The sequence below is a fragment of the Bradyrhizobium sp. LB8.2 genome (genome assembly GCF_040548035.1).
In the GTDB taxonomy this organism is placed as follows: Bacteria; Pseudomonadota; Alphaproteobacteria; order Rhizobiales; family Xanthobacteraceae; genus Bradyrhizobium.
Genome location: NZ_JBEPQV010000024.1, coordinates 81796 through 105933 on the forward strand (window position 1 = coordinate 81796; position 24138 = coordinate 105933).

General features: G+C 64.9%; 29 protein-coding genes. 24 read left to right on the forward strand and 5 right to left on the reverse strand.

The window, feature by feature from the left end; genetic code table 11:
• The first annotated feature begins 63 nt into the window (after positions 1 to 63).
• The 13 genes from ABIB06_RS26150 (at position 64) to ABIB06_RS26210 (ending at position 10650) form a co-directional block, all read left to right on the forward strand.
• Positions 64 to 1086, forward strand: coding sequence for a chemotaxis protein CheB (locus ABIB06_RS26150; RefSeq protein WP_247340734.1), 1023 nt, complete (start codon positions 64 to 66; stop codon positions 1084 to 1086).
• Positions 1083 to 1349, forward strand: coding sequence for a hypothetical protein (locus ABIB06_RS26155; protein WP_354053080.1), 267 nt, complete (start codon positions 1083 to 1085; stop codon positions 1347 to 1349). The genes ABIB06_RS26150 and ABIB06_RS26155 overlap by 4 nt, the downstream gene beginning before the upstream one ends.
• A gap of 351 nt (positions 1350 to 1700) precedes the next feature.
• Complete coding sequence (locus ABIB06_RS26160) at positions 1701 to 4868, forward strand: CheR family methyltransferase (RefSeq protein ID WP_354053079.1); 3168 nt, start codon at positions 1701 to 1703, stop codon at positions 4866 to 4868.
• Positions 4868 to 5614, forward strand: a complete 747-nt coding sequence (locus ABIB06_RS26165; RefSeq protein WP_247340730.1) for a Crp/Fnr family transcriptional regulator — start codon at positions 4868 to 4870, stop codon at positions 5612 to 5614. Before ABIB06_RS26160 ends, ABIB06_RS26165 begins: the two co-directional genes overlap by 1 nt.
• A 134-nt stretch (positions 5615 to 5748) precedes the next feature.
• Entirely contained in the window at positions 5749 to 5970 is a 222-nt protein-coding gene (locus ABIB06_RS26170) for a hypothetical protein (RefSeq protein WP_247340729.1), read from the forward strand.
• Between the two features lie 134 nt (positions 5971 to 6104).
• Positions 6105 to 6305, forward strand: coding sequence for a hypothetical protein (locus tag ABIB06_RS26175; RefSeq protein ID WP_247340728.1), 201 nt, complete (start codon positions 6105 to 6107; stop codon positions 6303 to 6305).
• A gap of 296 nt (positions 6306 to 6601) precedes the next feature.
• Entirely contained in the window at positions 6602 to 6808 is a 207-nt protein-coding gene (locus ABIB06_RS26180) for a hypothetical protein (protein WP_247340727.1), read from the forward strand.
• The gene (locus tag ABIB06_RS26185) at positions 6805 to 7011 is read left to right on the forward strand and encodes a hypothetical protein (RefSeq protein ID WP_247340726.1); all 207 of its coding nucleotides are present in this window, start codon (positions 6805 to 6807) and stop codon (positions 7009 to 7011) included. Before ABIB06_RS26180 ends, ABIB06_RS26185 begins: the two co-directional genes overlap by 4 nt.
• A gap of 66 nt (positions 7012 to 7077) precedes the next feature.
• The gene (locus ABIB06_RS26190) at positions 7078 to 8154 is read left to right on the forward strand and encodes a flavodoxin family protein (RefSeq protein WP_354053078.1); all 1077 of its coding nucleotides are present in this window, start codon (positions 7078 to 7080) and stop codon (positions 8152 to 8154) included.
• Entirely contained in the window at positions 8151 to 9056 is a 906-nt protein-coding gene (locus tag ABIB06_RS26195; protein ID WP_354053077.1) for an NAD(P)/FAD-dependent oxidoreductase, read from the forward strand. The genes ABIB06_RS26190 and ABIB06_RS26195 overlap by 4 nt, the downstream gene beginning before the upstream one ends.
• Positions 9057 to 9074: 18 nt before the next feature.
• Entirely contained in the window at positions 9075 to 10019 is a 945-nt protein-coding gene (locus ABIB06_RS26200) for a cation diffusion facilitator family transporter (RefSeq protein ID WP_354069346.1), read from the forward strand.
• A 101-nt stretch (positions 10020 to 10120) separates the two neighbouring features.
• Positions 10121 to 10450 carry a four-helix bundle copper-binding protein gene (locus ABIB06_RS26205; RefSeq protein WP_247340719.1) on the forward strand — a complete coding sequence of 110 codons (330 nt, stop codon included), beginning with the start codon at positions 10121 to 10123 and terminating at the stop codon, positions 10448 to 10450.
• A gap of 11 nt (positions 10451 to 10461) precedes the next feature.
• Positions 10462 to 10650, forward strand: a complete 189-nt coding sequence (locus tag ABIB06_RS26210) for a hypothetical protein (RefSeq protein ID WP_247340717.1) — start codon at positions 10462 to 10464, stop codon at positions 10648 to 10650.
• Between the two features lie 21 nt (positions 10651 to 10671).
• Here the strand turns inward: ABIB06_RS26210 and ABIB06_RS26215 are convergent, their stop codons facing one another.
• A complete protein-coding gene (locus ABIB06_RS26215) occupies positions 10672 to 10944 on the reverse strand; it encodes a hypothetical protein (protein WP_354053088.1) in 273 nt (90 codons plus the stop codon).
• A gap of 279 nt (positions 10945 to 11223) precedes the next feature.
• Between ABIB06_RS26215 and ABIB06_RS26220 the strand changes: the two genes are divergently transcribed.
• Positions 11224 to 11598, forward strand: coding sequence for a hypothetical protein (locus ABIB06_RS26220; RefSeq protein ID WP_354053075.1), 375 nt, complete (start codon positions 11224 to 11226; stop codon positions 11596 to 11598).
• Positions 11599 to 11603: 5 nt separating this feature from the next.
• Here ABIB06_RS26220 and ABIB06_RS26225 read toward each other — a convergent pair whose 3' ends face one another.
• Both ABIB06_RS26225 and ABIB06_RS26230 read right to left on the reverse strand, forming a co-directional pair.
• Positions 11604 to 12884: a polysaccharide deacetylase family protein gene (locus tag ABIB06_RS26225; RefSeq protein ID WP_354053087.1), complete on the reverse strand. Its 1281-nt coding sequence runs from the start codon at positions 12882 to 12884 to the stop codon at positions 11604 to 11606.
• Between the two features lie 179 nt (positions 12885 to 13063).
• Positions 13064 to 13837, reverse strand: coding sequence for a polysaccharide deacetylase family protein (locus ABIB06_RS26230; RefSeq protein ID WP_354053074.1), 774 nt, complete (start codon positions 13835 to 13837; stop codon positions 13064 to 13066).
• 116 nt (positions 13838 to 13953) lie between these two features.
• Here ABIB06_RS26230 and mgtE point away from each other — a divergent pair, with 116 nt between their 5' ends.
• The 4 genes from mgtE to tolA all read left to right on the forward strand — a co-directional run bounded on the left by mgtE (position 13954) and on the right by tolA (position 17841).
• Entirely contained in the window at positions 13954 to 15375 is a 1422-nt protein-coding gene (gene mgtE / locus ABIB06_RS26235; RefSeq protein ID WP_247340712.1) for a magnesium transporter, read from the forward strand.
• Between the two features lie 154 nt (positions 15376 to 15529).
• Entirely contained in the window at positions 15530 to 15862 is a 333-nt protein-coding gene (locus tag ABIB06_RS26240; protein WP_354053073.1) for a helix-turn-helix domain-containing protein, read from the forward strand.
• A 157-nt stretch (positions 15863 to 16019) separates the two neighbouring features.
• Positions 16020 to 16838, forward strand: a complete 819-nt coding sequence (locus tag ABIB06_RS26245) for an aldo/keto reductase (RefSeq protein WP_354053072.1) — start codon at positions 16020 to 16022, stop codon at positions 16836 to 16838.
• Positions 16839 to 16887: 49 nt separating this feature from the next.
• Positions 16888 to 17841, forward strand: coding sequence for a cell envelope integrity protein TolA (gene tolA, locus ABIB06_RS26250; RefSeq protein WP_354053071.1), 954 nt, complete (start codon positions 16888 to 16890; stop codon positions 17839 to 17841).
• 15 nt (positions 17842 to 17856) lie between these two features.
• Here the strand turns inward: tolA and ABIB06_RS26255 are convergent, their stop codons facing one another.
• On the reverse strand, positions 17857 to 18570 hold the full coding sequence (locus tag ABIB06_RS26255; RefSeq protein ID WP_354053070.1) for a DUF599 domain-containing protein: 714 nt from the start codon (positions 18568 to 18570) through the stop codon (positions 17857 to 17859).
• Between the two features lie 124 nt (positions 18571 to 18694).
• Here ABIB06_RS26255 and ABIB06_RS26260 point away from each other — a divergent pair, with 124 nt between their 5' ends.
• From ABIB06_RS26260 to ABIB06_RS26280, 5 genes are all read left to right on the forward strand, one after another.
• Positions 18695 to 19357 (forward strand): glutathione S-transferase family protein, encoded by a 663-nt coding sequence (locus ABIB06_RS26260; protein WP_354053069.1) that lies wholly within the window; start codon positions 18695 to 18697, stop codon positions 19355 to 19357.
• Positions 19358 to 19445: 88 nt separating this feature from the next.
• Positions 19446 to 19814, forward strand: a complete 369-nt coding sequence (locus tag ABIB06_RS26265; protein ID WP_247340704.1) for a YidB family protein — start codon at positions 19446 to 19448, stop codon at positions 19812 to 19814.
• 178 nt (positions 19815 to 19992) lie between these two features.
• Entirely contained in the window at positions 19993 to 20196 is a 204-nt protein-coding gene (locus tag ABIB06_RS26270; RefSeq protein ID WP_007603227.1) for a hypothetical protein, read from the forward strand.
• A gap of 157 nt (positions 20197 to 20353) precedes the next feature.
• Positions 20354 to 21325 carry a hypothetical protein gene (locus ABIB06_RS26275; protein ID WP_354053068.1) on the forward strand — a complete coding sequence of 324 codons (972 nt, stop codon included), beginning with the start codon at positions 20354 to 20356 and terminating at the stop codon, positions 21323 to 21325.
• 42 nt (positions 21326 to 21367) lie between these two features.
• Positions 21368 to 21808 (forward strand): DUF1489 family protein, encoded by a 441-nt coding sequence (locus ABIB06_RS26280; RefSeq protein WP_354053067.1) that lies wholly within the window; start codon positions 21368 to 21370, stop codon positions 21806 to 21808.
• Here the strand turns inward: ABIB06_RS26280 and panC are convergent.
• Complete coding sequence (panC, locus tag ABIB06_RS26285) at positions 21805 to 22656, reverse strand: pantoate--beta-alanine ligase (RefSeq protein ID WP_354053066.1); 852 nt, start codon at positions 22654 to 22656, stop codon at positions 21805 to 21807. The two genes, ABIB06_RS26280 and panC, sit on opposite strands and share 4 nt — an antisense overlap.
• A 281-nt stretch (positions 22657 to 22937) precedes the next feature.
• On the opposite strand from panC, the gene ABIB06_RS26290 reads away from it, so the two are divergent.
• The gene (locus ABIB06_RS26290; RefSeq protein ID WP_354053065.1) at positions 22938 to 23861 is read left to right on the forward strand and encodes a division plane positioning ATPase MipZ; all 924 of its coding nucleotides are present in this window, start codon (positions 22938 to 22940) and stop codon (positions 23859 to 23861) included.
• The last annotated feature ends 277 nt before the right edge of the window (positions 23862 to 24138 follow it).

Here is a 24138-nt window from a genome sequence, read left to right on the forward strand (position 1 = left end):
CGTCCTAGGAACATAGGGCGGTGACCCGCCTTGGTACAAACGCTACAGAAGAAAGTGGGTTCCATGAGCAACCGCGACATCATCGTCATAGGTGGCTCGGCCGGCGCGACCGCACCGCTGAAGCAGATCCTGGGCCGCCTGCCGCCCGATCTGCCCGCGGCGGTGTTCATCGTTCTGCACATCCCCGCGCAGGGCATCGGCATTCTCTCGACAGTGGCCAGCAGCGCGGGCCCGCTTCCGGTCCGGCAGGCCGAAAACGGCATGAAGATAGAGCCCAGCCAGGTTTATCTGGCCGCACCGGACCATCATCTGCTGCTGTCCGAGGATCGCGTGTTCCTCGGGCGCGGTCCGCGCGAGAACATGGTCCGGCCAGCCATCGACGCCTTGTTTCGTTCGGCCGCCATCAATTACGGCCCGCGCGTGATCGGCGTGCTCCTCAGCGGGCTGCTGTCCGACGGTGCGGCCGGTCTCAACGCCATCAAGCGTTGCGGAGGGATCTCGGTGGTTCAGGACCCCTCTGACGCCATCGCCGATGAAATGCCAAGGAGCGCCCTGGAGGCGACCATCATCGATCTTTGCGTCCCCGGCGCCGGAATGGGTGATGTCCTGTCCGATCTCGCCAGGGAGACTGCCGGCGCCGCGCTGCCGATCCCGCCGGAGATCCGGCTCGAGGTCGAGATCGCGGCCGGCGAACGGATCGGCAGTGACAATCTCCTCTCCGTGGCTGATCCGGTTGCGCTGACCTGTCCGGCCTGCGGGGGCGTGCTGTCCGAGATCAAGGAAGCGCGTCCGATGCGCTTCCGTTGCCAGGTCGGTCACGCCTTCACCGGCGACATCCTCGCAAAAGAGCAGGAGGGGCGGGTGGATGAAGCCCTGCGGGTCGCGCTGCGCATCATCGAGGAGCGGGCTGAGTTGGTGCAGCGCATGGCGACCGACGGCCGGCGCAGCGGCCGGCCTGCGGTCGCCGAGATGTACGGGACGCGGGCTGCCGAATATCGCGAATATGCCGACATGATCCGGCGCGTTGTGCTAAAATCGCTCGATCCTCCGGTTTCGCAAGCGGAAGGCTTGAGGGTGTCGCCATGACCATCTCCCTCGCCGAATGGACCGAGCAGCTCGATACCGAGCGCCGCCATCTGATCAAGGCCGATCGTGATATCGAGGAGGGTTCGCAACGCATCCGCGACCAGGAGGATCGGGTCCGTCAACTCAGTGCCGGCGGCTGCGACGCGGGCCAGGCGGAACGGTTGGTGGAGGCGCTGAAGCAGACTCTGACGGAGTGGCTGCGCCATCGCGTCCTGATCCAGCAGCGGATTGCCTATCTTCGGCAGCAAGTCGGCCCGGAGTGATCCAGGGCGCGCTGGCAGGCCGCCCGAACTCTACGCCGAGCTCGTACATAAAATCGAGTTGCCGCTCGGCGCTGCGGCGCAAACGATCGTTCTCGCGGAGCAGCCGACGGGCGGTCGCGGTGGCGTCCTCGGCCCGCCTGATCAGGGCCGCGAGTTCGTCGGACGTCTGCATCACGGGGCTCCTGCCGCACGCAACTATGGGCCTTTGGTCGGGAATTGACAACGATGCTCGCGGTATGGAACGCAGCGTGACATATCCGCCTTTCACCTGTTGGGATAACATCAATTCTGCTATTTGCGGCGAGCGGGCGACCCGCTGGTTCACGTCACTGAATGAGAGCTACCGAGATCATGCATGAAATCGGCGACCAGCCGGTCGAAAGAGAGCACCAGACCAGGTCCCCGCTGATCATCGGGGTGGGCGCCCCGCCGGCAGCTCTGGATAGCATCGAGCGCTTCTTTGCCAAACTGACCGTAGGCGCCGACCAGGCCGTCGTGCTGGCGCTTCAACATCATGAGGCGTTCGATGAGCCGCGGCTGCGCCGGATCGTGCGAAATTCCAGCGGCGGCAAGATCGCCGACATCAGCGACGGCCAGACCATCGAGGGCGGCACGGTCTATCTGTGCCCGCCGGCGATGATCACGACGATCCACGGCGGTCGCTTCGCGGTCCGCGAGGCCGAGCAGGCGCCCGGCGAGCGGGCCACGATCGACAGCTTCCTGGTGTCGTTGGCGGAAGAACGCGCCGAGCAATCGATCGGCGTGATCCTGTCCGGCATCGGCGGCGATGGCACGCTGGGTACCGCGACGCTGAAGGATCACGGTGGTCTCGCCATCGCCGAAAAGGGCGCGAGTGACGAGGCTGATCATCTGAAGGACGCCAATACGCCGGCAGCCATCGCCGACTACGTGCTGACCGCGGAAGAGATCGCCGAGCACATCCAGGCCTATGCTCGTCATCTGCGGCGGCTGGACGAGAAGCAGGGGTTCGATGAGGGACTGGCCGCTGCGGCGAGTTCGCTGTCGCGCATCGCCGACGTCCTGCGCAGCAAGACCGGCAATGATTTCCACGGCTACAAGCAGAACACCTTTCTGCGCCGCGTGCAGCGGCGGATGCAGGTGGTTCAGATCGCCGAGATATCCGCCTATGTCGATTTCCTGCGCAACGACCAGGACGAGGCGCTGCACCTCTTCAACGATCTCTTGATCGGCGTCACCGAATTCTTCCGCGACAAGCGCGAGTTCGAAGTGCTGGAGAGCCAGATCGTCCCGAAGATCTTCGAAGGCAAGAGCGCGGGCCAGCAGGTTCGCGTCTGGGTGCTCGGCTGCGCCACGGGAGAGGAGGCCTATTCGATCGGTATCCTGCTGCGCGAGCACATGGCCAAAATGGACTCCGCCCCGCAGGTTCAGATCTTCGCTACCGACATCGACGGACGGGCACTGGCGACCGCGCGCGTCGGTCGTTACCGCACTAAGATCGAGGCGGACATGACCAGGGAGCGCCTGGCGCGCTGGTTCGTGCGCGAGGGCGATACCTATTGCGTGGTCAAGGACCTGCGCGAAATGTGCATCTTCTCGCAGCACAACGTGATCAAGGACGCACCGTTCTCCAAGCTTGATCTCGTCTCCTGCCGCAACCTGCTGATCTACCTCAATGCCGAATTGCAGAACCGGGTGATTCCGCTATTCCACTTCGCGCTTCTGCCGGATCGCTTCCTTTTCCTCGGCAATTCCGAGAACGTGACGCGGCATCCAAAGCTGTTCGTGCCGATCGACCGCCGCGCCCGCATCTTCAAGAAGCTCGAGACCGGAACGCGGCTGCCGCCGGAATTTCCGATCACGACCGCTGCGGGCAGGGCTCCCGCCGAGGTGCCGCCGCTGCGCTCGTTCCGTCCCGACGTCGGTCTGGAGCGCCGCGCGCAACGGGTCGCGGAGCGCTACGCGCCCGCCTATGTCATCACCGACGGCAACTTTCAGGTCTTGCACTTCTCCGGGCGCACCGGCCGCTACATCGAGCCGACGGCAGGCGCCGCCACGCTCGACCTGCTGCAACTCGTCCATCGCGATCTCCGCCTGGAGCTGCGAACGGTGCTCAGCCGCGCGGCGGAGACCAATGAGCCCGCCCATGCCGAGCAGGTGCAGCTCGGCGTCAACGGCCATCGCATTCTCGTCGATATCACGGTGGAGCCGATCCAGGATGGCGGCAGCGGCCAGCGCAATTTCGTCGTCCTGTTCAAGGATGGTCCGGTGCGCACCATGGATGCCGACGAGGGCTATCCCAATGCGCTCGTGCAGACCGAGCATGTCGAGCGTATCGAAGGCGAGCTGCGGGCGACGCGGGAGCGCCTTCAGGCGACCATCGAAGAGCTCGAAAGCACCAACGAGGAGCTGAAGTCCTCGAACGAGGAGTACCAGTCGCTCAACGAAGAGCTTCAGTCCGCGAACGAAGAGCTCGAAACCTCGCGCGAGGAATTGCAGTCGGTGAACGAGGAACTGACCACCGTCAACGGCGAGCTGGCCCACCGGGTCCAGGAATTGACGCGCGCCACCAGCGATCTCGAGAATTTCCTGGAGAGCACGCAGATCGCGACCGTGTTCCTCGACAACGATTTGCGCGTGATGAACTTCACGCCGGCGATCACGCAGGTTCTGCATCTCGTCGAGACCGACACGGGCCGCCCCATCGCGCACATCAAGGCGCGCATCCCGATCGAGGAGCTCTATGACGACATTCGCGGCGTGCTGCGCACACTTGCCAGCGCCGAGCGCGAGTTGAGGGAGCCGGACAGCGGCACGCGCTACATCGTGCGCATCCTGCCCTATCGCAGCATCGACAATTTCATCGCCGGGGTCGTCATCACCTTCGTCGACATCACCGCCATTACCCGCGCCGAGGAGCGGCAGCGCCTGCTGCTGGCCGAGCTCCAGCATCGGGTCCGCAACACGCTCGGCGTGGTGCGCTCGATCGCCCGTCGCACGGCCGATAGCAGTTCGACAGTCGAGGAGTTTGCTTCCCATCTCGACGGCCGGCTCAACGCATTCGCCCGTACCCAGGCACTCGTGACCCGCGATCCTGAAGGCGGCGTAGATCTCGAATACCTCGCGGTCGAAGAGCTGCTGGCCTATAATGCCAGAGAGGGCGAGCAGGTGCGTGTCAGCGGTCCCACGGTGCGTTTTCACTCGAAGGCAGCGGAAACCTTCGCGCTTGCCATTCACGAGCTCGCGACCAACGCGCTGAAATACGGCGCCCTGAGCCGACCGATAGGTCGCATCGAGATTTCCTGGCGCATTGAGCAGGGCACCGAGCCGGCGGAGCTGGTGTTCGAGTGGCGGGAGCGCGGCGGGCCGCCGGTTGCGCTGCCGCCGCACAAAGGATTTGGGACCGAGCTTCTGGAGCGCACACTCGCGTTCGAGTTCAAGGGGCAGACCACGATGGCATTCAATCCCAGGGGATTGGAATGCACGATCACCATTCCTCTTAGCAAGCGGGCGTTTCATACACCGGCGGTGGCCAACTGATGCCCTTGTCGACGCTAGATCGCAGCATGGTGGACCCGGTCATTCGCCGGCTGAACGTGCTGAGGCCCTTGTCGACGGAGGCCCGCAGCTCGCTTGAATACGCAATGCTTGAGGGAATCCAGCGCGCAGGGTCGGGCGAGGATCTGATCTCGGAGGGCGATCCGGTCGACAGTGTCCGCCTCGTGCTGTCGGGCTGGCTCTGCCGCTACAAGACGCTCGAGGACGGTCGGCGCCAGATCGTCAACTTTCTGTTTCCCGGCGAGAGTTGCGACGCGCACGCGTTCCTGCTGTCGGTGATGGATCATTCCATCGCGGCGATGACGCCGGTTGTCTACACCGAAATCAAGCGCGCGCGGTTCGAGGGTCTGGTGGCGGGCGACCGCGCGCTGGCGGAAGCGTTCTGGTGTGAGACCCTCGTCAACAACGCCATCCAGCGCGAATGGGCCATCAATCTCGGCCGCCGGGTGGCGTTTGAACGCGTGGCCCACTTGTTCTGCGAGATTATCGAGCGGCTGCGTCCCGTCGGCATGGTCGACGGCAATTCCTGCGTGATGCCGGTGACGCAAATGGATCTTGCGGACGCCACCGGGCTGTCGGTGGTCCATCTCAACCGCACGGTTCAGGAATTGCGGGCCTCCGGCCTGATCGTGCTGCGCGATCGCACGCTGACCATCACCGATCTCGATGCGCTCAAGGATGCGGCGCTGTTCTCGCCGAGCTATCTGCAACTCTATCGGCGGGGCTAAGCACTCTTTTGCTTGGGACAGTACGTGGGTCCTCGGTCGCGGGCGGTCGACAGGTTGCGAGATACTTGATCCAGGTTAATGTTCGCGGATGATTTTGAGCGGATGGCTGGTTTTGAGTAAATTACGTAACTTACGTGAAGGCGCTGTGGTTCCGAAGCTTCTATCGTCGCTCCATGAACGACGTCCTGTTTGCCCGCGCTGAGCGCGCGATCGAAGCGAGCCGCGCCCTCCGGGCGCAGCACAGAGCGCTCGCGGATCAGCTTGATGATGCCACGCGCGAGGTGCGCCGAGTGGTGATGGAAAGCGCGATGTTGCGCTCGGAGATCAAGGCCCTTCGCGACCACCGGGAAGAGTAGGCCCTCCGATACTTGCCTGGCATGGAGAAACCGTTCGCGGTCCGGAACGTTGAGGCTCCGATCCGGTCTGGCTATGGAAGCCGTCAGAGAAGGACGCAACGGCGCGCTCTGTCCACGAACAGGGAGAATTCTTCATGTTGACGCGGCATCGTGTCAAGCAAACGGATGCACTGGAAGTGCGCCTGGCCGCGGAAGCCGAGCGGCTTCGCGAACAGGCCAAGTCGCTCCCGCCCGGCGCTGCACGCGACGAGATGTTGCGCAGGGCGCGTCAGGCGGAAACCGGTTCTCAGATGAGCGAGTGGCTACGGTCGCCGGGGCTGCAGCCGCCGGAATAGGGCCGGCGAAGCGAATGCGCAGCGCCGGAATGGTGCCCCATTCAACGCCGCTTCGCGGCGCAGTCGAAGTTGCGCCGGCGCGCGAAGTGATGCGCATCCGCTGCCCGGTCGCGGTGCTTCGCACCAGCAAAATCATGCACCGTTAACTTATTGAAATGCCGGAACCGGCGGTTGCGGCCGAAGCTGCCAACGTTGCCGGGCTGGGCCGCCCCAACCGGCACGGAAACCTGGGCCCTGGCGCCAGACCTCCCGCCGGGGCCAATTTCCTTCCAATCAAAGCGCTTTGTGAAAGTACAATGACCGCCAAACGCAATCGCAGGAAACAGACCCAATCGCTCCAGGAGCGGTTGGCGACATTCGCCGAAACCGCTCGCGAACGCGCGCGCAGCCTGCCGCCCGGCAAGGAGCGCGACATGCTGCTTCGGCGCGCCAAGCAAAACGACGCGACCTCGCACCTGACGGAATGGTTGAGCACGCCCGTCTACCCGAGACGTGGAGGATGACGGTGCGGAGCATCAGGCACTACCGCGCATTCCAGATCGATCCGGACGGGCATGTGTTCGGATGCATCAATCTCGTCTGCGACGATGACGAGCAGGCTAAGCGCGAAGCGGCATCGCTCGTGCTGGGCCACCGCATCGAGCTGTGGCGGCTGGACCAGCGGATCGCGCAATTCGACCTGCCGCCGGACGTCGCTCACTGCTAGGGTAACGAGGAACCGCGCGCTGCGTCCCGGGTTGGTCGGGCTGGTCCGACTTCGCCAGGAGCCAGCATGACGGAAGCCGACGTTCGCAAGGGGATGCCGCCCGTCAAGCTGTCGCGCGAGGCGTTCGAACGGCGTTACAAAAACCAGTTCATCGATCCCGCCTTTGCACCGCTCCAGCGCGAGCTCGATGCCATCGTCGGCGCTGCCTGGGATGCCTACAGCCATTCACGCAAGGTCCCGCTGACGCGAAAGGCGGGCGCCGGATTCTCCGATCCCGACTACGACATCGCCATCGACTGGCTCGACGCGCGCGCGAAAATCCTGGCGGCGCAGCGAATTCATGACGATGCGGACGAGACGCCGCGTATCCTCATCATCAACGGCTCGGCCCGCAGCGAGCACACCTGTCCCGGCGAGATGTCCAAGACCTGGCGTCTGGTCGAGCTCGCTGAACCGGTTTTTGCCGAGCTTGGGTTTGCCGTCGACATCCTCGATCTGTCGCGCCTGGCTTCGGAGTTCGGCAAGCATATCCATCCCTGCAAGTCTTGCGTCGGAACCGCGATGCCGCTCTGCCACTGGCCCTGCAGCTGCTATCCGAACTATTCGCTGGGGCAGACCGGCGACTGGATGAACGATATCTATCCGCTGTGGGTCGCGGCCCACGGCATCCTGATCGTGACGCCGGTGAACTGGTATCACGTGCCCGCCGGGCTCAAGGCGATGATGGACCGCATGGTCTGCGCCGACGGCGGCAATCCCGATCCGACCTCGACCCACGGCAAGGAGGCCGCCGAGGCGAAGGCGCTGGAGCTGAAGGGCTGGTCTTATCCCCGCCATCTCGCCGGCCGTCATTTCGGCCTCGTTGTTCACGGCGATGCGGTGGGTGCCGAGGGCGTGCGCCGCGCCTTATCGGACTGGCTGACCGACATGCAGCTGATCTCGGCGGGCCGCTTCGCCGAGCTCGACGGCTATGTCGGCTACATGGAGCAATACGCCACCTCGCACCGCGCGCTCGATGACGACGGCGAATTCCAGGAGGAGGTGCGGAATGCGGCGCGCGCGCTCGGCAATGCGGTCCGGCTGGCGCGGAGCGGACAGCTTCGCGAGCCCGGTGAGGGCCTGTCCGATCCGATTCCCAAATGAGCGGGGAAAATCAATCGCATGATTGCCTGATCGTCGGCGGCGGCCCGGCCGGGCTGATGGCCGCGATCTACCTCGCGCGATTTCGGCGCCGTGTCTGTGTCGTGGACGCAGGCGCAAGCCGGGCGGCGCTGATCCCGCGCAGTCACAACGTGCCGGGCTTCGTCCACGGCCTGTCCGGCACCGACTTGATGGCACGCATGTCGGCGCAGCTGGACGAACTCGCGGTCACGCGGGTGACCGCCGAGGTCACCGCCCTGCGGCGGCGCGACCACGGTTTTCAGGCGATCTGGAATGGCGACGTGCATGCGGCCGCCACCGTCATCCTTGCCTGCGGTATCGTCGACACCCATCCGCCGTTCGACGAATGGCGCGCCGCGGTCGCGGACGGGCTGTTGCGTTATTGTCCGGTCTGCGACGCCTTCGAGGCGATCGGCCACCGTATCGGAATCGTCGGCCCGCTTCACCGTGCCGCCGGCAAGGCGCTGTTCCTGCGCGGCTACTCCCGCGACGTGACGTTGCTCGCAACGGGCGAGGATGACGGGAAGACCGCAGCGTCGGAGCTGACTGAAGCAGGTGTCGAGGTCGTGGTTGCGCCCGGCGTGCGCCTGAGGCGGAGAGACGACGGCGTCGAAGCCGTCTTCGAAGGCGGCCGGACAGCGCAATTCGAGATGGTCTACCCGGTGATGGGTGCGGAGGTGCGCTCGCATCTCGCGATGACGCTTGGGGCCGAACATACCGGGGAGGGTTACCTGAAAGTCGACGACCATCAGCGCAGCTCCGTCGACGGGCTCTACGGGATCGGCGACGTCGTCACCGACTTGCACCAGATCTCGGTCGCGTTCGGCCACGCCGCGGTCGCCGCCTGCACGATCCACCGCAGCCTGCCGCGACGGCTGGCATGAGGAACGGGGTATCGGACATTGGCAACAGAATCATCCTCGAGGACCGCGGTCTATGCGGCGCTGCTCGGCAATGTCCTCGTCGCGGTCACGAAGATCGGCGCCGCCGCGTGGACGGGAAGTTCGGCCATGACGAGCGAAGCGGTGCATTCGCTCGTCGACACGACCAACGAGATCCTGCTGCTTTACGGCTACCGGCGCGCGAGCCGTTCGCCCGATGAATCCCATCCGCTCGGCTATGGGCGCGAGCTGTATTTCTGGAGCTTCATCGTTGCGCTGCTCATCTTCGCGCTGGGCGCCGGTGTCTCGCTGTATCAGGGCATTCTGCATGTCACCGCACCCGCGCCGATCGAAAGTCCGATCGTCAGCTTCGTGGTGCTCGGGCTGTCGTTCGTGTTTGAAGGGGGCTCCTGGCTGATTGCCCTGCGGCGCTTCAGCTCGGACGGCCAGCGGTTGGGATATTATCAGGCTTTCGTTCGCAGCAAGGACCCTCCGGCATTCATGGTGCTGCTCGAGGACAGTGCGGCGCTGGTCGGCATCGCCATTGCTGCGGCGGCCACTGCGGCCGCCGTATTGCTGAGCCAGCCGGTCTGGGATGGGATCGGGTCGATCCTGATCGGGATATTGCTGGCGATCGTGTCGATCGGTCTCGCGCGCGAGAGCAAGAGCCTGCTGATCGGCGAGCCCGCCGATCCGGAGCTTGCGCGATCGGTCCTCGACATCGCAAGGCGTTCGCCCGGCGTGCTCAGGGCCAACGGCCTTCTGACGGTGCAGCTGTCGCCGGTCGAGGTCGTTGCGGCCCTCAGCATCGAATTTGCGGATGACAAGCGCGCCGACGACATCGAGCGATGCGTCGTTTCGATCGAGACCGAGATACGCAAACGCCATCCGAGCGTGGCGGCGCTGTTCATCAAGCCGCAGACCGATGCTCGCTACCGGGCGGTGCGCGCGACGCGTTACGGCTAGCTTTGCGAGGTTCCCCCGATGTCGCAATCGGCACGACGGCAGGAACGATCACAACATCCCGCTGGTTGACCGGTGCAGGGGGCGAGCATTGGAGAAAACGGATGGCTCAATCCGAAGACATGACGCGCTGCATCGCGCTCTGCATGAGCTGCTACCAGACCTGCCTCGGCACGGCGATGAACCATTGCCTCGAGACCGGCGGCAGGCACGTCGAGCCCAAGCATTTCCGCCTGATGATGGCGTGCGCCGAAATGTGCCGGACGGCGGCGCATTTCATGCTGATCAACACGCCGCATCACCGGCATACGTGCGGCGAATGCGCCGAAATCTGCACCGAATGCGCCGAGGATTGCGAGCGGCTCGGCGGCATGGACGAGTGCGTCGCCATGTGCCGCTCCTGCGCACAATCCTGCCGTGCGATGGCAGCCTGAGGACAAAGTCCATGCTGGAGGAGAAGCTCAAGGAAGCCATCATTGGCGAACTGCAGCGGCAGGCGGCGAACCGGCCGCAATCGCTCAAGGTCCAGGACACGGACGCTCTGAAAAGCTCGGAGGAGCTGATCGTCAACGGCAAGATCGACCTTGCCGCGCTGGTCATGGTGATCGCGGGATCGGTCTCCGGCGGCCCCTAGTTGGGCCGGTCAACGGCGCCCTCAGCCGTATTCGTCGCCGATGCCGTATTCCCGGTAGATCTCCAGCGGATCGAGGTCGGGAAACAGTCGGCATTTGGCCTGGGCGAGGTGCAGGCTCACCGCCGCCGGCTCCTTGCCGTTCGAGAGCATCTTGCGGATGTCGTCCATATGCGCGTTCGGCTGGTGCTTGGTTTCGAGCTGCTCCAGCGCGACCAGCGCGGTCGCCAGCGCCTCGGTCAGAACCCAGTCGTCGTGGCCGGTGATTCCCTTCTTCGGCATCGGCAGCCCCCACATGTGGTGGCGGTAGTCTATCGCGGCTTTCGCCAAATCTCCATTGAGCCGTTGCAGCAGCAGGCGCGCGGAACGGGCCGACAGCCGTGCTCCAGCTTGCATTATGGCGGCGCGCGCGTGGCTAAAAGGCGGCAATTGCAGGGGCAATAGTATCTTTGTTGAAACAAAATTGGCGTAGACGGGGCCTGCACGGCATCCAGGCCGGCTGTTCCGCTCTGGGCCCCCTGATCCCGTATTCGCAACACGATCCGGTTGCGCCACCCCTTCAAGGCTTGAGCCCGCATGGTCTTTCTAAGCTTCGTCTATCGGTTCGTGACCAACTTCGCATTCATGGCGATGGTCTATTTCAGCCTGAACTTCATGGAGAAGTACCAGAACCGGGCGATCATCGCGATCCTGGTGCTGGTCTATACCGGTATGCGCGCGGCCTCGACGCTGCGGGCTTTCTTCTTCTACCAGAAGATCGAGAAACTTGAGGCCGAGACCAAGCGCCTTCAGGCTCCGCTCAATGCCGGCGCGGGCGGAACGAATGTGCGCAAGCAGGTCGTGGCCGACGTTGCGCGGCTGCGGCGCGACGGCGAGCTCAAATCCTATATGGACCTGTTCTTCCTGGCGCTGATCGTGCTGCTCTGCGTCGCCAACATCATGCGGCAGTAGGGCTTTTACTGCGCGCGCTTCTTCAGGCTCGCGACACGCGTCGGATGCGTCGCGGCGCCCTTCTGAGCAGCGCTCTTGGGGGCCGCGGCATGCTTCGCTCCCGCCGGCGCGGCATGTGCAGTGCGATGTCCGCGCAACTTGCCGGCCTTGCCCCTGGCCGCCCGAGGCGTCTCGGCTGCCATCGCCAGCCGCGTTGCGGCGCGCCGTGACAAGGTCGTCGACAGCAGCACCTCTAGCGAGCCTTCAGGGATAGCAAAGAGATCGCGGCCGGGCACGGGCAGGGTGGCCGCGACATTGGCCATTGCCATGGTCCTGCGCGGCAGCAGCGGTTGATGATCGGTCTGCGCGTTGACGTCGGCCAGCGAGGGCGCCGACAGTATCTTGGTCTCCGCGAACACGAAGTTCGGCACGGCGGGCCAGCGCGCGATCGGCGTGGTCTCGGTCGGCGGATGCAGCAGCCATTCCACCGGCGTCGTCGGCGTCGCCGGCCGCTCGGCGGTCGAGGGCACCACATGCACGATGCGATAGCCGCGCGCCTTGAGGTCGCGGATGATCTTCGGCAGTGCCGCCACCGTGCGGGCCTGGATGTCGTGCAGCAACAGGATGCCCTTGCCCTTGGCCTCCAGCCGCTGGATCGCGAGTTGATAGACGCGATCGGACGACACATGGCGCCAGTCGTCGGCCGGGAAATCGGCGCTCCAGACCTGGATGCCGCGCGAGATCAGAAGGTTCTCGACGCCTTCGGCGCGCATCAGGCCTGGAATGCGGAAGAACGGCGCCAGCTTGGACGGATCGGTCATCGCAGCCGAGGTCCATTCGATGCCGCCGTTGATCTGCGCCTCGGCCTTATCGAGCGGCATCCGGTCGAACGTCAGCGGATGGTTCATGCTGTGGGTGCCGACGGTGTGGCCCGCCGCCACCAGCTTGCGCACGCCTTCCGGATTCGCCTTGGCCTGTTCGCCGATGATGAAGAACGTCGCCTTGATGCACTCGTCGGCGAGCATCTGGAGGATCTGGTTCGAATATTTCGGCAGCGGACCGTCGTCGAAGGTCAGGACGACTTCATGGTCCTTCAGCGGCAGCGTCTCGCGGTACTGCATGGTGCCGATGCGCGGATGCTCGTGCGGATCGACCACGAGGGTGCGCGACGTCCCAAGCGCGTCCGGATGGCCGGGGCAGTCGGCCGCAACGGCCGCCGTCGAGCCGATGGTCAGGAAACCAAGGAATCCGCCAAGGCAAAGGACGATCGACGATCGCGTCCGAACAACAACGCTACTTCCGATCATGAATCCCGTCTGCCCTCTTATGCGATTGCCGCCATAGTAGGTCGGAGACATCAGAAAATGGTTCAGGCGCAAGAACCTTTCCCGTTACAAGCAGCCCTTAATACTTGCATGGCGTAGCATGAACAGACTGTTAATAGGGCGCAAATCACCCCATTTTGCGACGGCGTGACATTCCGGCATCAACGGGCGTCGGCATTCTTCTGTGATGTGCCCGCCGGTACGACGTGAACCACCCGATAGCCGTTCTCCCTCAGATACCGCAGGAAGGCCGGCATGATCGCGGCCGTGCGTGCCTTGGGATCGTGGAACAGGATGATGCCCTTGCCGGCGGCGGCGAGGCGCTCGGTGACAAGCTTCAATTCCTGCTCCGGCGTCATCTCGTTCCAGTCGCTGGCCCAGAGGTCAGCCCCGAACACGACGATGCCGCGGGACTGAAGCAGGTCGAGCTCGGCTTGCGTGGCTTCGAAATAGGGAAACCGGAAGATCGGCGTCGAAGGTGTCGTCGTCGACGTCCCGTGTAGCGCCATCTCGTCGGCGGCAATGCCGCGGTCGATCTCGCTCTTCGCCTTGTCGAACGGGATCCGCGCCATGAACGGATGCGAGAAGGTGTGGTGGCCGATGGTGTGGCCCTCGCGCGCGATGCGCTTGACCATGTCAGGGTGTTCGGAGGCGTGCAGGCCGATCAGGAAAAAGGTCGCGCGCACGCATTCCTGCGCCAGCGCCGCCAGCACCTTCGAGGTCGTCGGCGGATGCGGTCCGTCGTCGAAGGTCAGCACGACCTCGTGATCGGCGAGGGCTAACGTCTGCGGAAAGCTCTTCAGGCCCACGCGCGGCGTGGTCCTGGCGTCGACGCTCAGAACGCGGGAGGTGCCGAGCGCGTCCTTGCGCGGGCACTCGGCGGCTTGAGTCGAGGCGATACCGGCGAGGGCGGTCAGCGCTGCGCCTGCCGCCATCGAGCCCCACCTCAGTCGAAGCATCTTTGTCATTGCGCTCAGAGTTGCCTTGTGGGTATTGCCTGAACCATCAGCTCAGACCACTCGTTCCAACCTGTCAAACGGCGAGGCGCGCCATGGATGAACATATGGACGGTGCCGCATCTGCCGCGGAGTCGGTACTCGACCACGTGCCGATGCGCAATGAAGACGGCGAAATTCGTCACGAATTCGTCGAGGAAATTGCCCATGCGATCGAGGCCGGCAACAGCGCCGCGCTGCGCGCCTGCGTTGCCGAGTTGCACGAGGCCGATCTCGGCGATCTGATCGGGGCTCTCGAGCCCGACGACCGCGTCCGCCTGGTCGAGCTGACGGGGCGCGATTTCGACTTCTCCGCGCTGAACGAGCTCGATGAGGGCGTGCGCGAGGAGATCCTCGAGGAACTGCCGCCGGAGACCGTCGCGGAAGGTGTCCGCGAGCTTGAATCCGACGACGCCGTCGAGCTGCTGGAAACCCTCGACCAGGCCGATCAGGAGGAGATCCTCGAGAAGCTGCCGCTCAAGGAACGCGTCGTGCTCGAGCGCAGCCTGCTTTATCCGGAAAATTCCGCCGGCCGCCGGATGCAGACCGAGTTCATCGCAGTGCCCCAGGATTTCACCGTGGGCCAGGCGATCGACTACATGCGCGAGACGCCGGATCTGCCCGAGCGCTTCTACGAGATTTACGTCGTCGACAAGGAGCAGCACTGGCAGGGCGCGGTCTCGCTCGACGTGCTGCTGCGCGCCCGCCGCCCGGTGGCGCTCGTTGAGCTGACCGACGAGGATCGCCGCCGCGTCTCCGTCCTGGAGGACCAGGAGGAGGTAGCGCGCATGTTCGGCAAATACAATCTCGTCGCAGCGCCGGTGCTCGACACCCAGGATCGCCTCGTCGGCGTCATCACCGTCGACGACGTCGTCGACGTGATCGAGGAAGAGGCGGACGAGGACCTCAAGGCGCTCGGCGGCGTCAACAGCGACGAAGAGCTCTCCGACACCGTGTTCACCATTGCGCGCGCGCGGTTCAACTGGCTGCTGGTCAATCTCGCCACCGCCTTTCTGGCGTCCTCGGTGCTTGGCCTGTTCGAGGGCCAACTCGAGAAGATGGTGGCGCTCGCCGTGCTGGCGCCGATCGTCGCGAGCCAGGGCGGCAATGCCGCGACCCAGACCATGACGGTCGCGGTGCGCGCGCTGGCGACGCGCGAGCTCGGCTCCTCCAATGCCTGGCGCGTGGTGATGCGCGAGGGGCTGGTCGGCCTCGTCAACGGCCTCGCCTTCGCCGTGATCACGGGAATCGCGGCGGTGGCCTGGTTCAAGATCCCGGGCCTTGGCATCGTCATCGGGCTCGCCATCATCGTGAACCTCTTCGCCGGCGCGCTCGGCGGCATCCTGATCCCGATGGCGCTCGAACGTGTCAGGGCCGATCCGGCCGTGGCCTCCGGCACGTTCGTGACCACGGTCACCGACGTCGTCGGGTTCTTCTCCTTCCTAGGTATCGCGACGTTGTGGTTCGGGCTGAGATAGGTCTCTCGTGTCCCGGGCGCGCTGCGGCGCCGTAGCGCGTCGAAGACGCGCGTAAACGCTGCTGCGCAGAACCGGGGCACGAGACCGTATACGCCGCCGCTATCTTTAATCCGAACTTAAGCGGCCTGCCGCATCATCGCCCTTGCTTGGGGGAATGAGCATGCGTGTGCGGCTGAAGGCGGACGGACGGATCGTCGAGTTGCGGGACGGGCAAGAGTTTCCTGTTCAGCCGCTTCCAATCCAGCCCTTTCCAATCCAGCCTGCGGGCCGCGCAGCGCCGGCCGAAGCCAGCTCGCTCGCGGTGCGCGATTTGCGCCGCCGCGCCTGCCTGACCCAGATGGAGTTCGCGGCCAAACTGGGCGTTCCCGTCGAAACCATCCGCAATTGGGAGCAGGGCAAGCGCGCCCCGCGGGGACCGGCCCGCGCGCTGCTTGCCGTGATCGCGCATGCGCCCGACACCGTGTTCCAGGCGCTCGCCAAAGCCTGAACTCCAGACCTGACGCAAAGCTGGTGCGAACCTCCCGTTAGCATTGCGCCGAATATCCGGTCTGGCAGCCGGCGTCGTCCGTTGGCAGTGTCACCAGCCGGGTTCATAATGACGCTTGGATGATGATTTGGGGCGACCGCGACAGAGAGGATTCCTCATGCTGTTCGTCGAGGCCAATGGCGCAAGGATACCGGCGATCGGGCTGGGGACCTGGGAGCTGAGCGGGCGCATGTGCGCGCGTGTGATCGAGCAGGCGCTGCGGCTCGGCTATCGCCACATCGACACCGCACAGGTCTACGACAATGAGCGCGAGGTCAGCGACGGCTTGCGCGCCTCCGGCGTGCGCCGCGACGACATCTTCCTGACGACAAAAGTCTGGACCAACCATTTCGCGCCCCACGATCTCGAGCGCTCGGTCAAGGAGAGCCTGGCGCGCATGCGGCTTCCCTCCGTCGATCTCCTGCTGTTGCACTGGCCCAATTCGCACGTGCCGCTGGAGGAGACGCTGGGCGCGCTGTCGCATGCCAAGCGCATGGGCCTGACCCGCCACATCGGCGTCTCCAATTTCACGGTGGCGCTGATCGAGCAGGCGGTCGCACTGTCGCCGGAGCCGCTGGTCTGCAACCAGGTCGAATACCACCCTTATCTGGACCAGGCGAAGGTGAGGGCGGCCTGCGACCAGCACGCGCTAGCGCTGGTCGCCTACAGCCCGATCGCCAAGGGGCGGATCAAGACCGACCAGACGCTCGCGGGGATCGGGCGTCTGCATCGCAAGACGCCGGCGCAGATCTGCCTGCGCTGGCTGGTGCAACAGAATGTCGCTGCGATCCCGCGCACTTCGCGCGTCGAACGTCTGTCGGAAAACATCGATATCTTCGATTTCGAGCTTTCGGACGACGAGATGGCCCAGATCGCCGCGCTGGCCAGTCCCAGGGGGCGCCTGACCGATTTCGGCTTCGCGCCAAAATGGGATTGAGAGGGGGCTGCCGTATGCTAGGACCAGCTTGGCAACCCGAAGTCAGGCAATGGAACTGCGGAAGATCATACGGACGGACATTGCAGCGTCGGCGATCGCCCATCTGACGCTGGTCGCGCTGATCATCGTGATCAGCGAAGTCCATCCGTTTCACGCCAGCCCGCCCGAATCGGTTTCCGTCAGCATCGTGACGCCGGAGCAGATGAAGCAGGAGGAGGCCAAAGCCGAGGAGAAGGCCAAGGACGAGCTCAAGGACGAGCTCAAGCAGAAGCCGCCGGAGCCGATCCCCGACTTCAAACTGCCGAAGCTGGATTTCACCGACAACGACAAAGACAAGCCCGCCGCGGCGACGAAGTCTGCGGCCAAGCAACAGGCCGCGCCATCACCATCACCATCACCATCGCCATCGCCGGCGCCGCAGGCCTCGCCCGAGCCGCAACGTCCTGCGCAGCAGCAGCAACAGCCACAGCAGCCGCCCTTGCCAAAGCCGAGCGAGGCCAACGCACAGCCGCAACCGCCGCCGCCGCAAGCGATGCACCAGCCAGGGGCCGCACCGCCGCCGACCTATCAGGCGCCGGAGCCTGACGTCACCGTCAAGTACGGCGTCATGCTGGGCCTGCCGCCGGAATTGCCGCTGGAGCTGCCGAAAGACGCCCCCAAGGACGATGGCGGCGACGCCAAGGATTCAATCGCAGCCAAGCTGCCGGCCGAAATCATCGCCGAGCTGCGTCGTCACTTGCGAAGCTGCGCCAAACTGCCGGCCGGGGTCGCCCCGACCGACAACGTCAACGTCAAGCTGCGCACGGTGCTCGCCACCGACGGCACGCTGGCGCGCGAGCCGATCCTGATCGAAGCCCCGCCGTCCGCGAAGGGCGTGGCCCTCGTGAAGTCCGCAATAAGCGCACTCCAGGCCTGCCAGCCCTACAAGATGCTGCCGGCCGACAAATACGGGGAATGGAAGGTGATGGACCTTCCGTTCAGCCCGCGGGATTTCGGCGGCTAGCTCTCGCGTAGCCCATCAACGACCGCGCTTCATCTCATCGCCATCCACCACCTCCGGCGCCATCGCCTCCCACGCACTCGAGGCGAATTGCCGCCGCCAGGTCACGATCACCACGGCTGCCGTGGTCACGAACAGCACCCAGGGGCTTACAAACCAGCCGAGATAGCCGAGTGCGAAGAAGAAGGCGCGTTGGCCGCGGTTGAAATGGCGGCCGGCAGATTCAAACAGGCGCGAGGTGCGGATGACATGGGCTTCCGCCTCCGGCGTGCCGCGCTGCGAGACCGGCGGCATGCCGCCGAACAGGATCGCGACATAGTTGAACAGGCGATACGACCACGCAAATTTGAAGAAGGCGTAGACGCAGATCAGGACGAGGCCGACGCATTTCAGCTCCCACAGCGCGGGCGAGGGGCTGAGGTCGATCGGCAGCTTGCCCAGAATCGCAATGGCGTCGTTGGTCGCGTGCAGCAGCGCCAGCGCGCCGCCGAGCGCGATCAGGCTGGTGGAGGCGAAGAAGGCGGTGCCGTTCTGCAGCGAGGCCATGATCTGCATGTCGACCATGCGCGCGTCGCGGTCGAGCAGCCGGCGCACCCAGACCTCGCGGTAGCGGTTCATGCGTGCCGACAGGCTGTCGCGGCCATAGGCCGAATGCTCCAGCGTCAGCGCGTAGACCAGCCATTCGATGATGAAGAAGCCGACGGCGGTGATGTCGACCCAGTGCCTGCTCATGTCTGTCTCCTGGCGAGGATCGCAACGCTTGCCACGCATGGCGAGGTGCAGCAACGATTGATTGGCGGCAGGCGATGGCGTTAAAAGCAGCTCGCTTCAAGACGTCTCGGGAAGGACTGATGACATGGCCGCGCTGAAACTCGCAATCGGCAACAAGAACTACTCGTCATGGTCGATGCGGCCCTGGCTCGCGCTTCGCGCCAACGACATCCCGTTCGTCGAGACCGTCATCCCGCTCTACACCGACAATCCCGCGGACAAGGAGCAGATCATCTCGTTCAGCCGCGCCGGCAAGGTGCCGGTGCTGGTCGATGGCGAGATCACGGTGTGGGATTCGCTCAGCATCATCGAATACCTCGCAGAGCGCTTCCCGGACGTGAAGCTGTGGCCCGACGACGCCGCCGCCCGCGCCCATGCCCGTTCGGTGTGCGCCGAGATGCATTCCGGCTTCATGGCCCTGCGCAACGAATGCGGCATGAACCTGCACCGCCCGGTGCGGCCCGTGACGTTGTCGGCGGACGCCCAGGCCAATATCGCGCGCGTGCAGGAGATCTGGCGCGAGTGCCGGGCCCGGTATGGCGCCAACGGTCCGTTCCTGTTCGGGCGCTTCGGCGCGGCGGATGCGATGTATGCCCCGGTCGTGCACCGCTTCCGCACCTACGCGATCGCAATCACGCCGGAGACCAAGGCTTACATGGAGACGATGCTGGCGCTGCCGGCGTTCCAGGAATGGACCCGGGACGGGCTCGCCGAAACGCTCGTCATCGAAAAGTTCGAGAACGTGTAGTCGCGAATGTGATTGAGCGCGGCTTGACGGCACGGCGCATGGCGGCGCTCAATCGCGGCGGAGCTACGGCTTAGGAGAGGGCACAGTCATGGGAATCCTGGACTCGCTGGAGAACAACCCGGCGCTCCGTAGCGCGCTCGGTCAGCTCGGCGCAGCCGTGTTGCCGGCCGTGCTGAACGAGGTGATCGGCAGCAACAATCAGGGCGGCCTCGGCGCGATCGTCGCAAAACTCCAGCAGGCGGGGTTCGGTGACCAGGTCAAATCCTGGCTCGGCAACGGCCAGAACCTGCCGATCTCGGCCGACCAGCTCCGCGCCGTTCTCGGCAGCGACACCGTCCGCCAATTGGCTGCGCGCTACAACATCCCGGTCGACCAGTTGGGCCAGATTCTGGCCCAGGAACTGCCCAAGGCCGTGGATCACGCCAGCCCCGACGGCCATTTGCCCCATACCGCCTGAAGAACCGGTTGCAGCGGTATCAGCGGCCGGGGGCATCACTCTGAAATAACTGCAAAATTGGCAGGTTTGCCATGTCGCATACTGCTGGCCAAAAAGGCCGGCCGCATGCTATATGACGGCCGGGTTTCCGGCCGGCCGACGCAGTGGGACCATGGGCGTGGCAGGCGTTGTTTGAGTGATGGAGAGGGTGTTGAAGCACAAATTCCCTATTGGATCGCGCGTGTTGTTCACGGCCAGCAATGTCGCACGCCCCGCTGCCAGCGGATCGTATGAGATCATCCGCCTGCTGCCGACGGATGGTGACGACTGCCAGTACCGGATCAAGAGCTCGACCGAAGCCTTCGAACGCGTCGCCAAGGAAAGCCAGCTCGCGCTGTCCTGAAGCCGACGCTATCCGCGCGTTGGCGCGTACCGGGGAATTCCATCCTGCCGCCGTCAAAAGGCCCGCTTCACCTTCAAAAGGTGGGCCGGGGGCAGTTGCCGACTCTCGGTGCTTGCTTTGACCATTCGCTCTCTGCTCGCGTGAGGGGACGTCGCGCATGAACTGGGCATGGGCCTCGCCGCTCGACCAAACCTGGCGCTCGCCGGTTTTTCCGATGTGGATGACGCTGGCGGCTGCCGGCTTCTTCGGACTGATCCTCCTGATCACGCTGCTGCGTGCCGAAAGATCGGTCGCCAACGGCGTGCTGACCGTCATCACACTGCTCGCCATCGCCGTCGCATTGGCTGCCAATGTGCACGTCTCTGGACCGGCGGGGCAGGCCACGCCGACCGAGGCGCGTGCGCAGGCCGCGGTCATCGCGAGCCTGCCGGCGCTGTCCTGTCTCGACGATCTCGCCGGCGATGCCGTGGCCATTGGCTGCGAGAAGTCGCTGTTCGGCGCGCCTGACGCAGCCGCCGCGGCGGTCTCCTACACCGCGGCCAGGATCGACCGGCTGATGGCGCTCGGCGATGCCGCGACCGCCGAGAAGAGCCTGACGCTCGACGTGAAGGTGCTGCGCAGATCGCTGGAGCGTGATCGCTACGGCCTGGTCGCGCAGGTGCTGGTTGCGCGCGACGGCTGCACACAGTTCGACTGCGCGGCCTTCCGCTCGCTGACCGATCAGCAGCAGGTCGCCGCCAACATGGATTCCCATCTCTACGACACGCTGGTCGCGCGCTACGCGCCGACCTGGAATGCGCCTGCAATGTCGCAGTTGCCGGCCACTGCCGCGCTTGCCGGACTGCCGCCGTCGATGCCGACGGGCAAGCCGACCAATGCGGAGTTCCCGAGCGCCTCGTCGACGCCGCCGATCAGCATCATGAATCCGGAGCCGCCAACGCGCCAGGCGGCGCCCGCCGCAAACGCTGGGGCCTCGCCGGCTCCGCGCGCGCCGGCAGCGGCTTCGGCACAGGCCGCCGCGCCCGCCGCAAAGAAACCGTCTGCGCCGAAGGCTGCGCGGGCGCCGGTGGCACCGCCGGTTCCGCTGGCGCCGCCGGCCGCGGCGCCCGCGGCTGCGGATAACGAGTAGATCGGCATTCCAAATGCGTGGCTGCCCGGCTAATGCTGGGGCATGCCACTACATCTGATCAAGCTCGCGGTCGGTTGCGACTCCGTCAAGGAATTGAAGGAGTGGACCGCCGAACGGATGCAGACCGCCAAGCGGAAGGGTCTGCCGCAACATCACATCCACATCACCCGCATGGTGCCCAAGCGCGACGCCGAGATCCTATCGGGCGGGTCGCTCTATTGGGTGATCAAGGGCGAAGTCGCCGCGCGCGAAAAAATCATCGGCATCGAGCCGTTCCGCGACAAGGACGGCATCGGCCGCTGCCGGATCGTGATGCAGCCGAAGGTGATCTTGGTGTCGCCGCGGCCGATGCGCCCGTTCCAGGGCTGGCGCTATCTCGCCGACGATTCCGTGCCGCCTGATCTCGGCAAGTCCGCAGCCGGCTCGATCGCCGCGATGCCGGAGCCGATGCGGCGCGAGCTGCGCGATCTCGGATTGCTCTAGACCGCGATATTGTCGATCAGCCGGGTGCTGCCAAGCTTGGCCGCGACCAGGATCCGCAAAGGGCCGTCCGTGCGCGAGGTGGCCGGCGCCAGCGTGATAGCATGGCGCAGCTCAAAATAGTCGAGCGCAAAGCCAGCCGCCGTGATCATACCGGCACCGCGCGCCATTGCGGAAGCGATCGCTTCGCCGGCGCGGATGCGCCCGGCGCTCTCCTTCATCGCGCGGTACAGCGTGGTTGCGGTCTGCCGCTCCTGTGGCGACAAATAGACGTTGCGGGAGGACATCGCGAGCCCGTCGCGCTCGCGCACGGTGCGGGAGCCGATCACCTTGACGCCGAGGTCGAGGTCGCGCGCCATCTGCGTCACCACCCGCAACTGCTGAAAATCCTTCTCGCCGAAGATCGCGACATCCGGCCGGCACTGCGTGAACAGCTTGCCGACGACGGTCGCGACACCCCCGAAGAAATGCGGGCGGAAGCGGTCCTCGAGGCCGGCCAGCGCCGGTCCCTCCGGCACGATGCGGGTCGCAAAGCCCTCCGGATACATGGCCTCGGCGCCGGGGTGCCAGACGATATCGACGTCCTCGGCGGCGAGCTTGGCGATATCGGCCTTCCAGGTTCGCGGATAGGCGCCAAAATCCTCGGTCGGTGCGAACTGGGTCGGGTTGACGTAGATCGACACCACCACGCGGCTCGCGCGCCGCCTGGCGAGGCGCACCAGCGATACATGGCCGTCATGGAGCGCTCCCATGGTCGGGACCAGCGCTATCGTGGCCTTTCGCTTGCGAAGATTGTCGACCGCGCGTCGCAAGGCGGGGACCGTGCGGGCGATCAAGGGGCTGCGTGACATCAGAACTCGACGGGGTTGGGAATCGGCGAGCGCGTCCCGGCGCCGGCAGACTAACCTTAACAAGCGGCGACCGTGGACGCCATGCGTCCGACTGCGGCACAGCATCCCGCGCAAGGCCGCGCACGACGTCGCGACATTGTGGGTTGGATCACAGACGAGAGAAGACGCCGCGATTCATGATGAAGAACGGCGGCGTGCGAATTGCATTACCTGTCACGCATTTCACTTGACCGCAGGCGCGGCCAACTCGAAGATATTCGTTATGGGTGTTAAGGATCGCGATGCTTGTGCAAGCTAGCCAAGGCCAGTCCGGCGCGGCGCATGTGGTCGTGCTCGGCAACGAGAAGGGCGGCTCCGGCAAGTCGACCACCGCCCTGCACATCGCGGTCGCGCTTCTGAAAGCCGGCCAGCGCGTCGCCACCATCGACCTCGACTGCCGTCAGCAGAGCTTCACTCACTACATCAACAACCGTTCCGCCTGGGCGCGCCGCACCAAGCTTGACCTCGAACTGCCGCTGCATCGCTGCATCAAGCTCGGCGAGACCATGCAGGTCGCCGAGAACGAGAATTCCGAGTTCCTTCAGTTCATGGAGGCGGTCTCGGCGGTCGAGAGCAGCTTCGACTTCATCGTCATCGATACGCCCGGCACCGACAGCTATCTGATGCGGCTTGCGCACTCGATGGCCGACACGCTGGTGACCCCGATCAATGACAGCTTCCTCGATTTCGACGTGCTCGGCACCGTCGATCCCGCCAACTACGCGGTGACGTGCGAGAGCCACTACGCCGAGATGGTGCGAGACACCCGCCGCAAGCGCCGCCAGCTCGATGGCGCGACCACCGACTGGATCGTCGTGCGCAACCGCCTGTCGATGCTCGGCTCCCGCAACAAGCAGCTCGTCGCCGAGGGGTTGAAAGATTTGTCGCTGCGGCTCGGCTTCCGCTACGTCGACGGCTTCGCCGAACGCGTCGTCTATCGCGAGTTCTTCCCGCGTGGCCTGACCGCGCTGGACGAGATCGACGAGGCCACGCTCGGCATGCGGCCCAATCTCGGCCATCTGACCGCGCGGGAGGAGGTGACGAGCCTGCTCCGCCAGCTCAAGCTTCCGCTCGACGAGCGCGGCCGCCGCCGTGCGGCCAACCGCGCCGAGTGGTTCAACCAGGTCGATAAGCCGCTCGAGGTCCACGACATCCTCGGCGCTTGAGCGGCGGTATATTGCTACTTCCAGTCGATCAAAGCGGCCGGGTCCCCCCACGGGAACCGAGCCTTCGCTCGGCCGTTTTCACCTCGCATTTACTGCGAAATTGAACCCAATCGAGACCGGTTGCTTCGGAGGGTGACGTGCACCCTGACGTAGCCGTATGAGAGCAGGGATGCCCAAGAAACGTGTGCGACGCACAATGAAAGGGCTGTCAGTTCACAATATTTGGCCTTCCTGTCACGCCCCTGTGACATATATTAGGGAATAGGCGACCAGGGGC

Bases quoted from the DNA above. Each gene is read 5' to 3' on its own strand.
- ABIB06_RS26260 (WP_354053069.1), top strand. From the start codon at position 18,695: ATGGCCGCGCTGAAACTCGCAATCGGCAACAAGAACTACTCGTCATGG.
- panC (WP_354053066.1), bottom strand. From the start codon at position 22,656: ATGTCACGCAGCCCCTTGATCGCCCGCACGGTCCCCGCCTTGCGACGC.
- ABIB06_RS26290 (WP_354053065.1), top strand. From the start codon at position 22,938: ATGCTTGTGCAAGCTAGCCAAGGCCAGTCCGGCGCGGCGCATGTGGTC.
- ABIB06_RS26255 (WP_354053070.1), bottom strand. From the start codon at position 18,570: ATGAGCAGGCACTGGGTCGACATCACCGCCGTCGGCTTCTTCATCATC.
- ABIB06_RS26185 (WP_247340726.1), top strand. From the start codon at position 6,805: ATGACGGTGCGGAGCATCAGGCACTACCGCGCATTCCAGATCGATCCG.
- ABIB06_RS26245 (WP_354053072.1), top strand. From the start codon at position 16,020: ATGCTGTTCGTCGAGGCCAATGGCGCAAGGATACCGGCGATCGGGCTG.
- ABIB06_RS26190 (WP_354053078.1), top strand. From the start codon at position 7,078: ATGACGGAAGCCGACGTTCGCAAGGGGATGCCGCCCGTCAAGCTGTCG.
- ABIB06_RS26220 (WP_354053075.1), top strand. From the start codon at position 11,224: ATGGTCTTTCTAAGCTTCGTCTATCGGTTCGTGACCAACTTCGCATTC.
- ABIB06_RS26150 (WP_247340734.1), top strand. From the start codon at position 64: ATGAGCAACCGCGACATCATCGTCATAGGTGGCTCGGCCGGCGCGACC.
- ABIB06_RS26230 (WP_354053074.1), bottom strand. From the start codon at position 13,837: ATGGCGGCAGGCGCAGCGCTGACCGCCCTCGCCGGTATCGCCTCGACT.
- ABIB06_RS26165 (WP_247340730.1), top strand. From the start codon at position 4,868: ATGCCCTTGTCGACGCTAGATCGCAGCATGGTGGACCCGGTCATTCGC.
- ABIB06_RS26270 (WP_007603227.1), top strand. From the start codon at position 19,993: ATGGAGAGGGTGTTGAAGCACAAATTCCCTATTGGATCGCGCGTGTTG.
- ABIB06_RS26225 (WP_354053087.1), bottom strand. From the start codon at position 12,884: ATGATCGGAAGTAGCGTTGTTGTTCGGACGCGATCGTCGATCGTCCTT.
- ABIB06_RS26195 (WP_354053077.1), top strand. From the start codon at position 8,151: ATGAGCGGGGAAAATCAATCGCATGATTGCCTGATCGTCGGCGGCGGC.
- ABIB06_RS26155 (WP_354053080.1), top strand. From the start codon at position 1,083: ATGACCATCTCCCTCGCCGAATGGACCGAGCAGCTCGATACCGAGCGC.
- ABIB06_RS26275 (WP_354053068.1), top strand. From the start codon at position 20,354: ATGAACTGGGCATGGGCCTCGCCGCTCGACCAAACCTGGCGCTCGCCG.
- ABIB06_RS26280 (WP_354053067.1), top strand. From the start codon at position 21,368: ATGCCACTACATCTGATCAAGCTCGCGGTCGGTTGCGACTCCGTCAAG.
- ABIB06_RS26160 (WP_354053079.1), top strand. From the start codon at position 1,701: ATGCATGAAATCGGCGACCAGCCGGTCGAAAGAGAGCACCAGACCAGG.
- ABIB06_RS26265 (WP_247340704.1), top strand. From the start codon at position 19,446: ATGGGAATCCTGGACTCGCTGGAGAACAACCCGGCGCTCCGTAGCGCG.
- ABIB06_RS26215 (WP_354053088.1), bottom strand. From the start codon at position 10,944: ATGTGGGGGCTGCCGATGCCGAAGAAGGGAATCACCGGCCACGACGAC.
- ABIB06_RS26205 (WP_247340719.1), top strand. From the start codon at position 10,121: ATGGCTCAATCCGAAGACATGACGCGCTGCATCGCGCTCTGCATGAGC.
- ABIB06_RS26175 (WP_247340728.1), top strand. From the start codon at position 6,105: ATGTTGACGCGGCATCGTGTCAAGCAAACGGATGCACTGGAAGTGCGC.
- ABIB06_RS26210 (WP_247340717.1), top strand. From the start codon at position 10,462: ATGCTGGAGGAGAAGCTCAAGGAAGCCATCATTGGCGAACTGCAGCGG.
- ABIB06_RS26180 (WP_247340727.1), top strand. From the start codon at position 6,602: ATGACCGCCAAACGCAATCGCAGGAAACAGACCCAATCGCTCCAGGAG.
- tolA (WP_354053071.1), top strand. From the start codon at position 16,888: ATGGAACTGCGGAAGATCATACGGACGGACATTGCAGCGTCGGCGATC.
- mgtE (WP_247340712.1), top strand. From the start codon at position 13,954: ATGGATGAACATATGGACGGTGCCGCATCTGCCGCGGAGTCGGTACTC.
- ABIB06_RS26240 (WP_354053073.1), top strand. From the start codon at position 15,530: ATGAGCATGCGTGTGCGGCTGAAGGCGGACGGACGGATCGTCGAGTTG.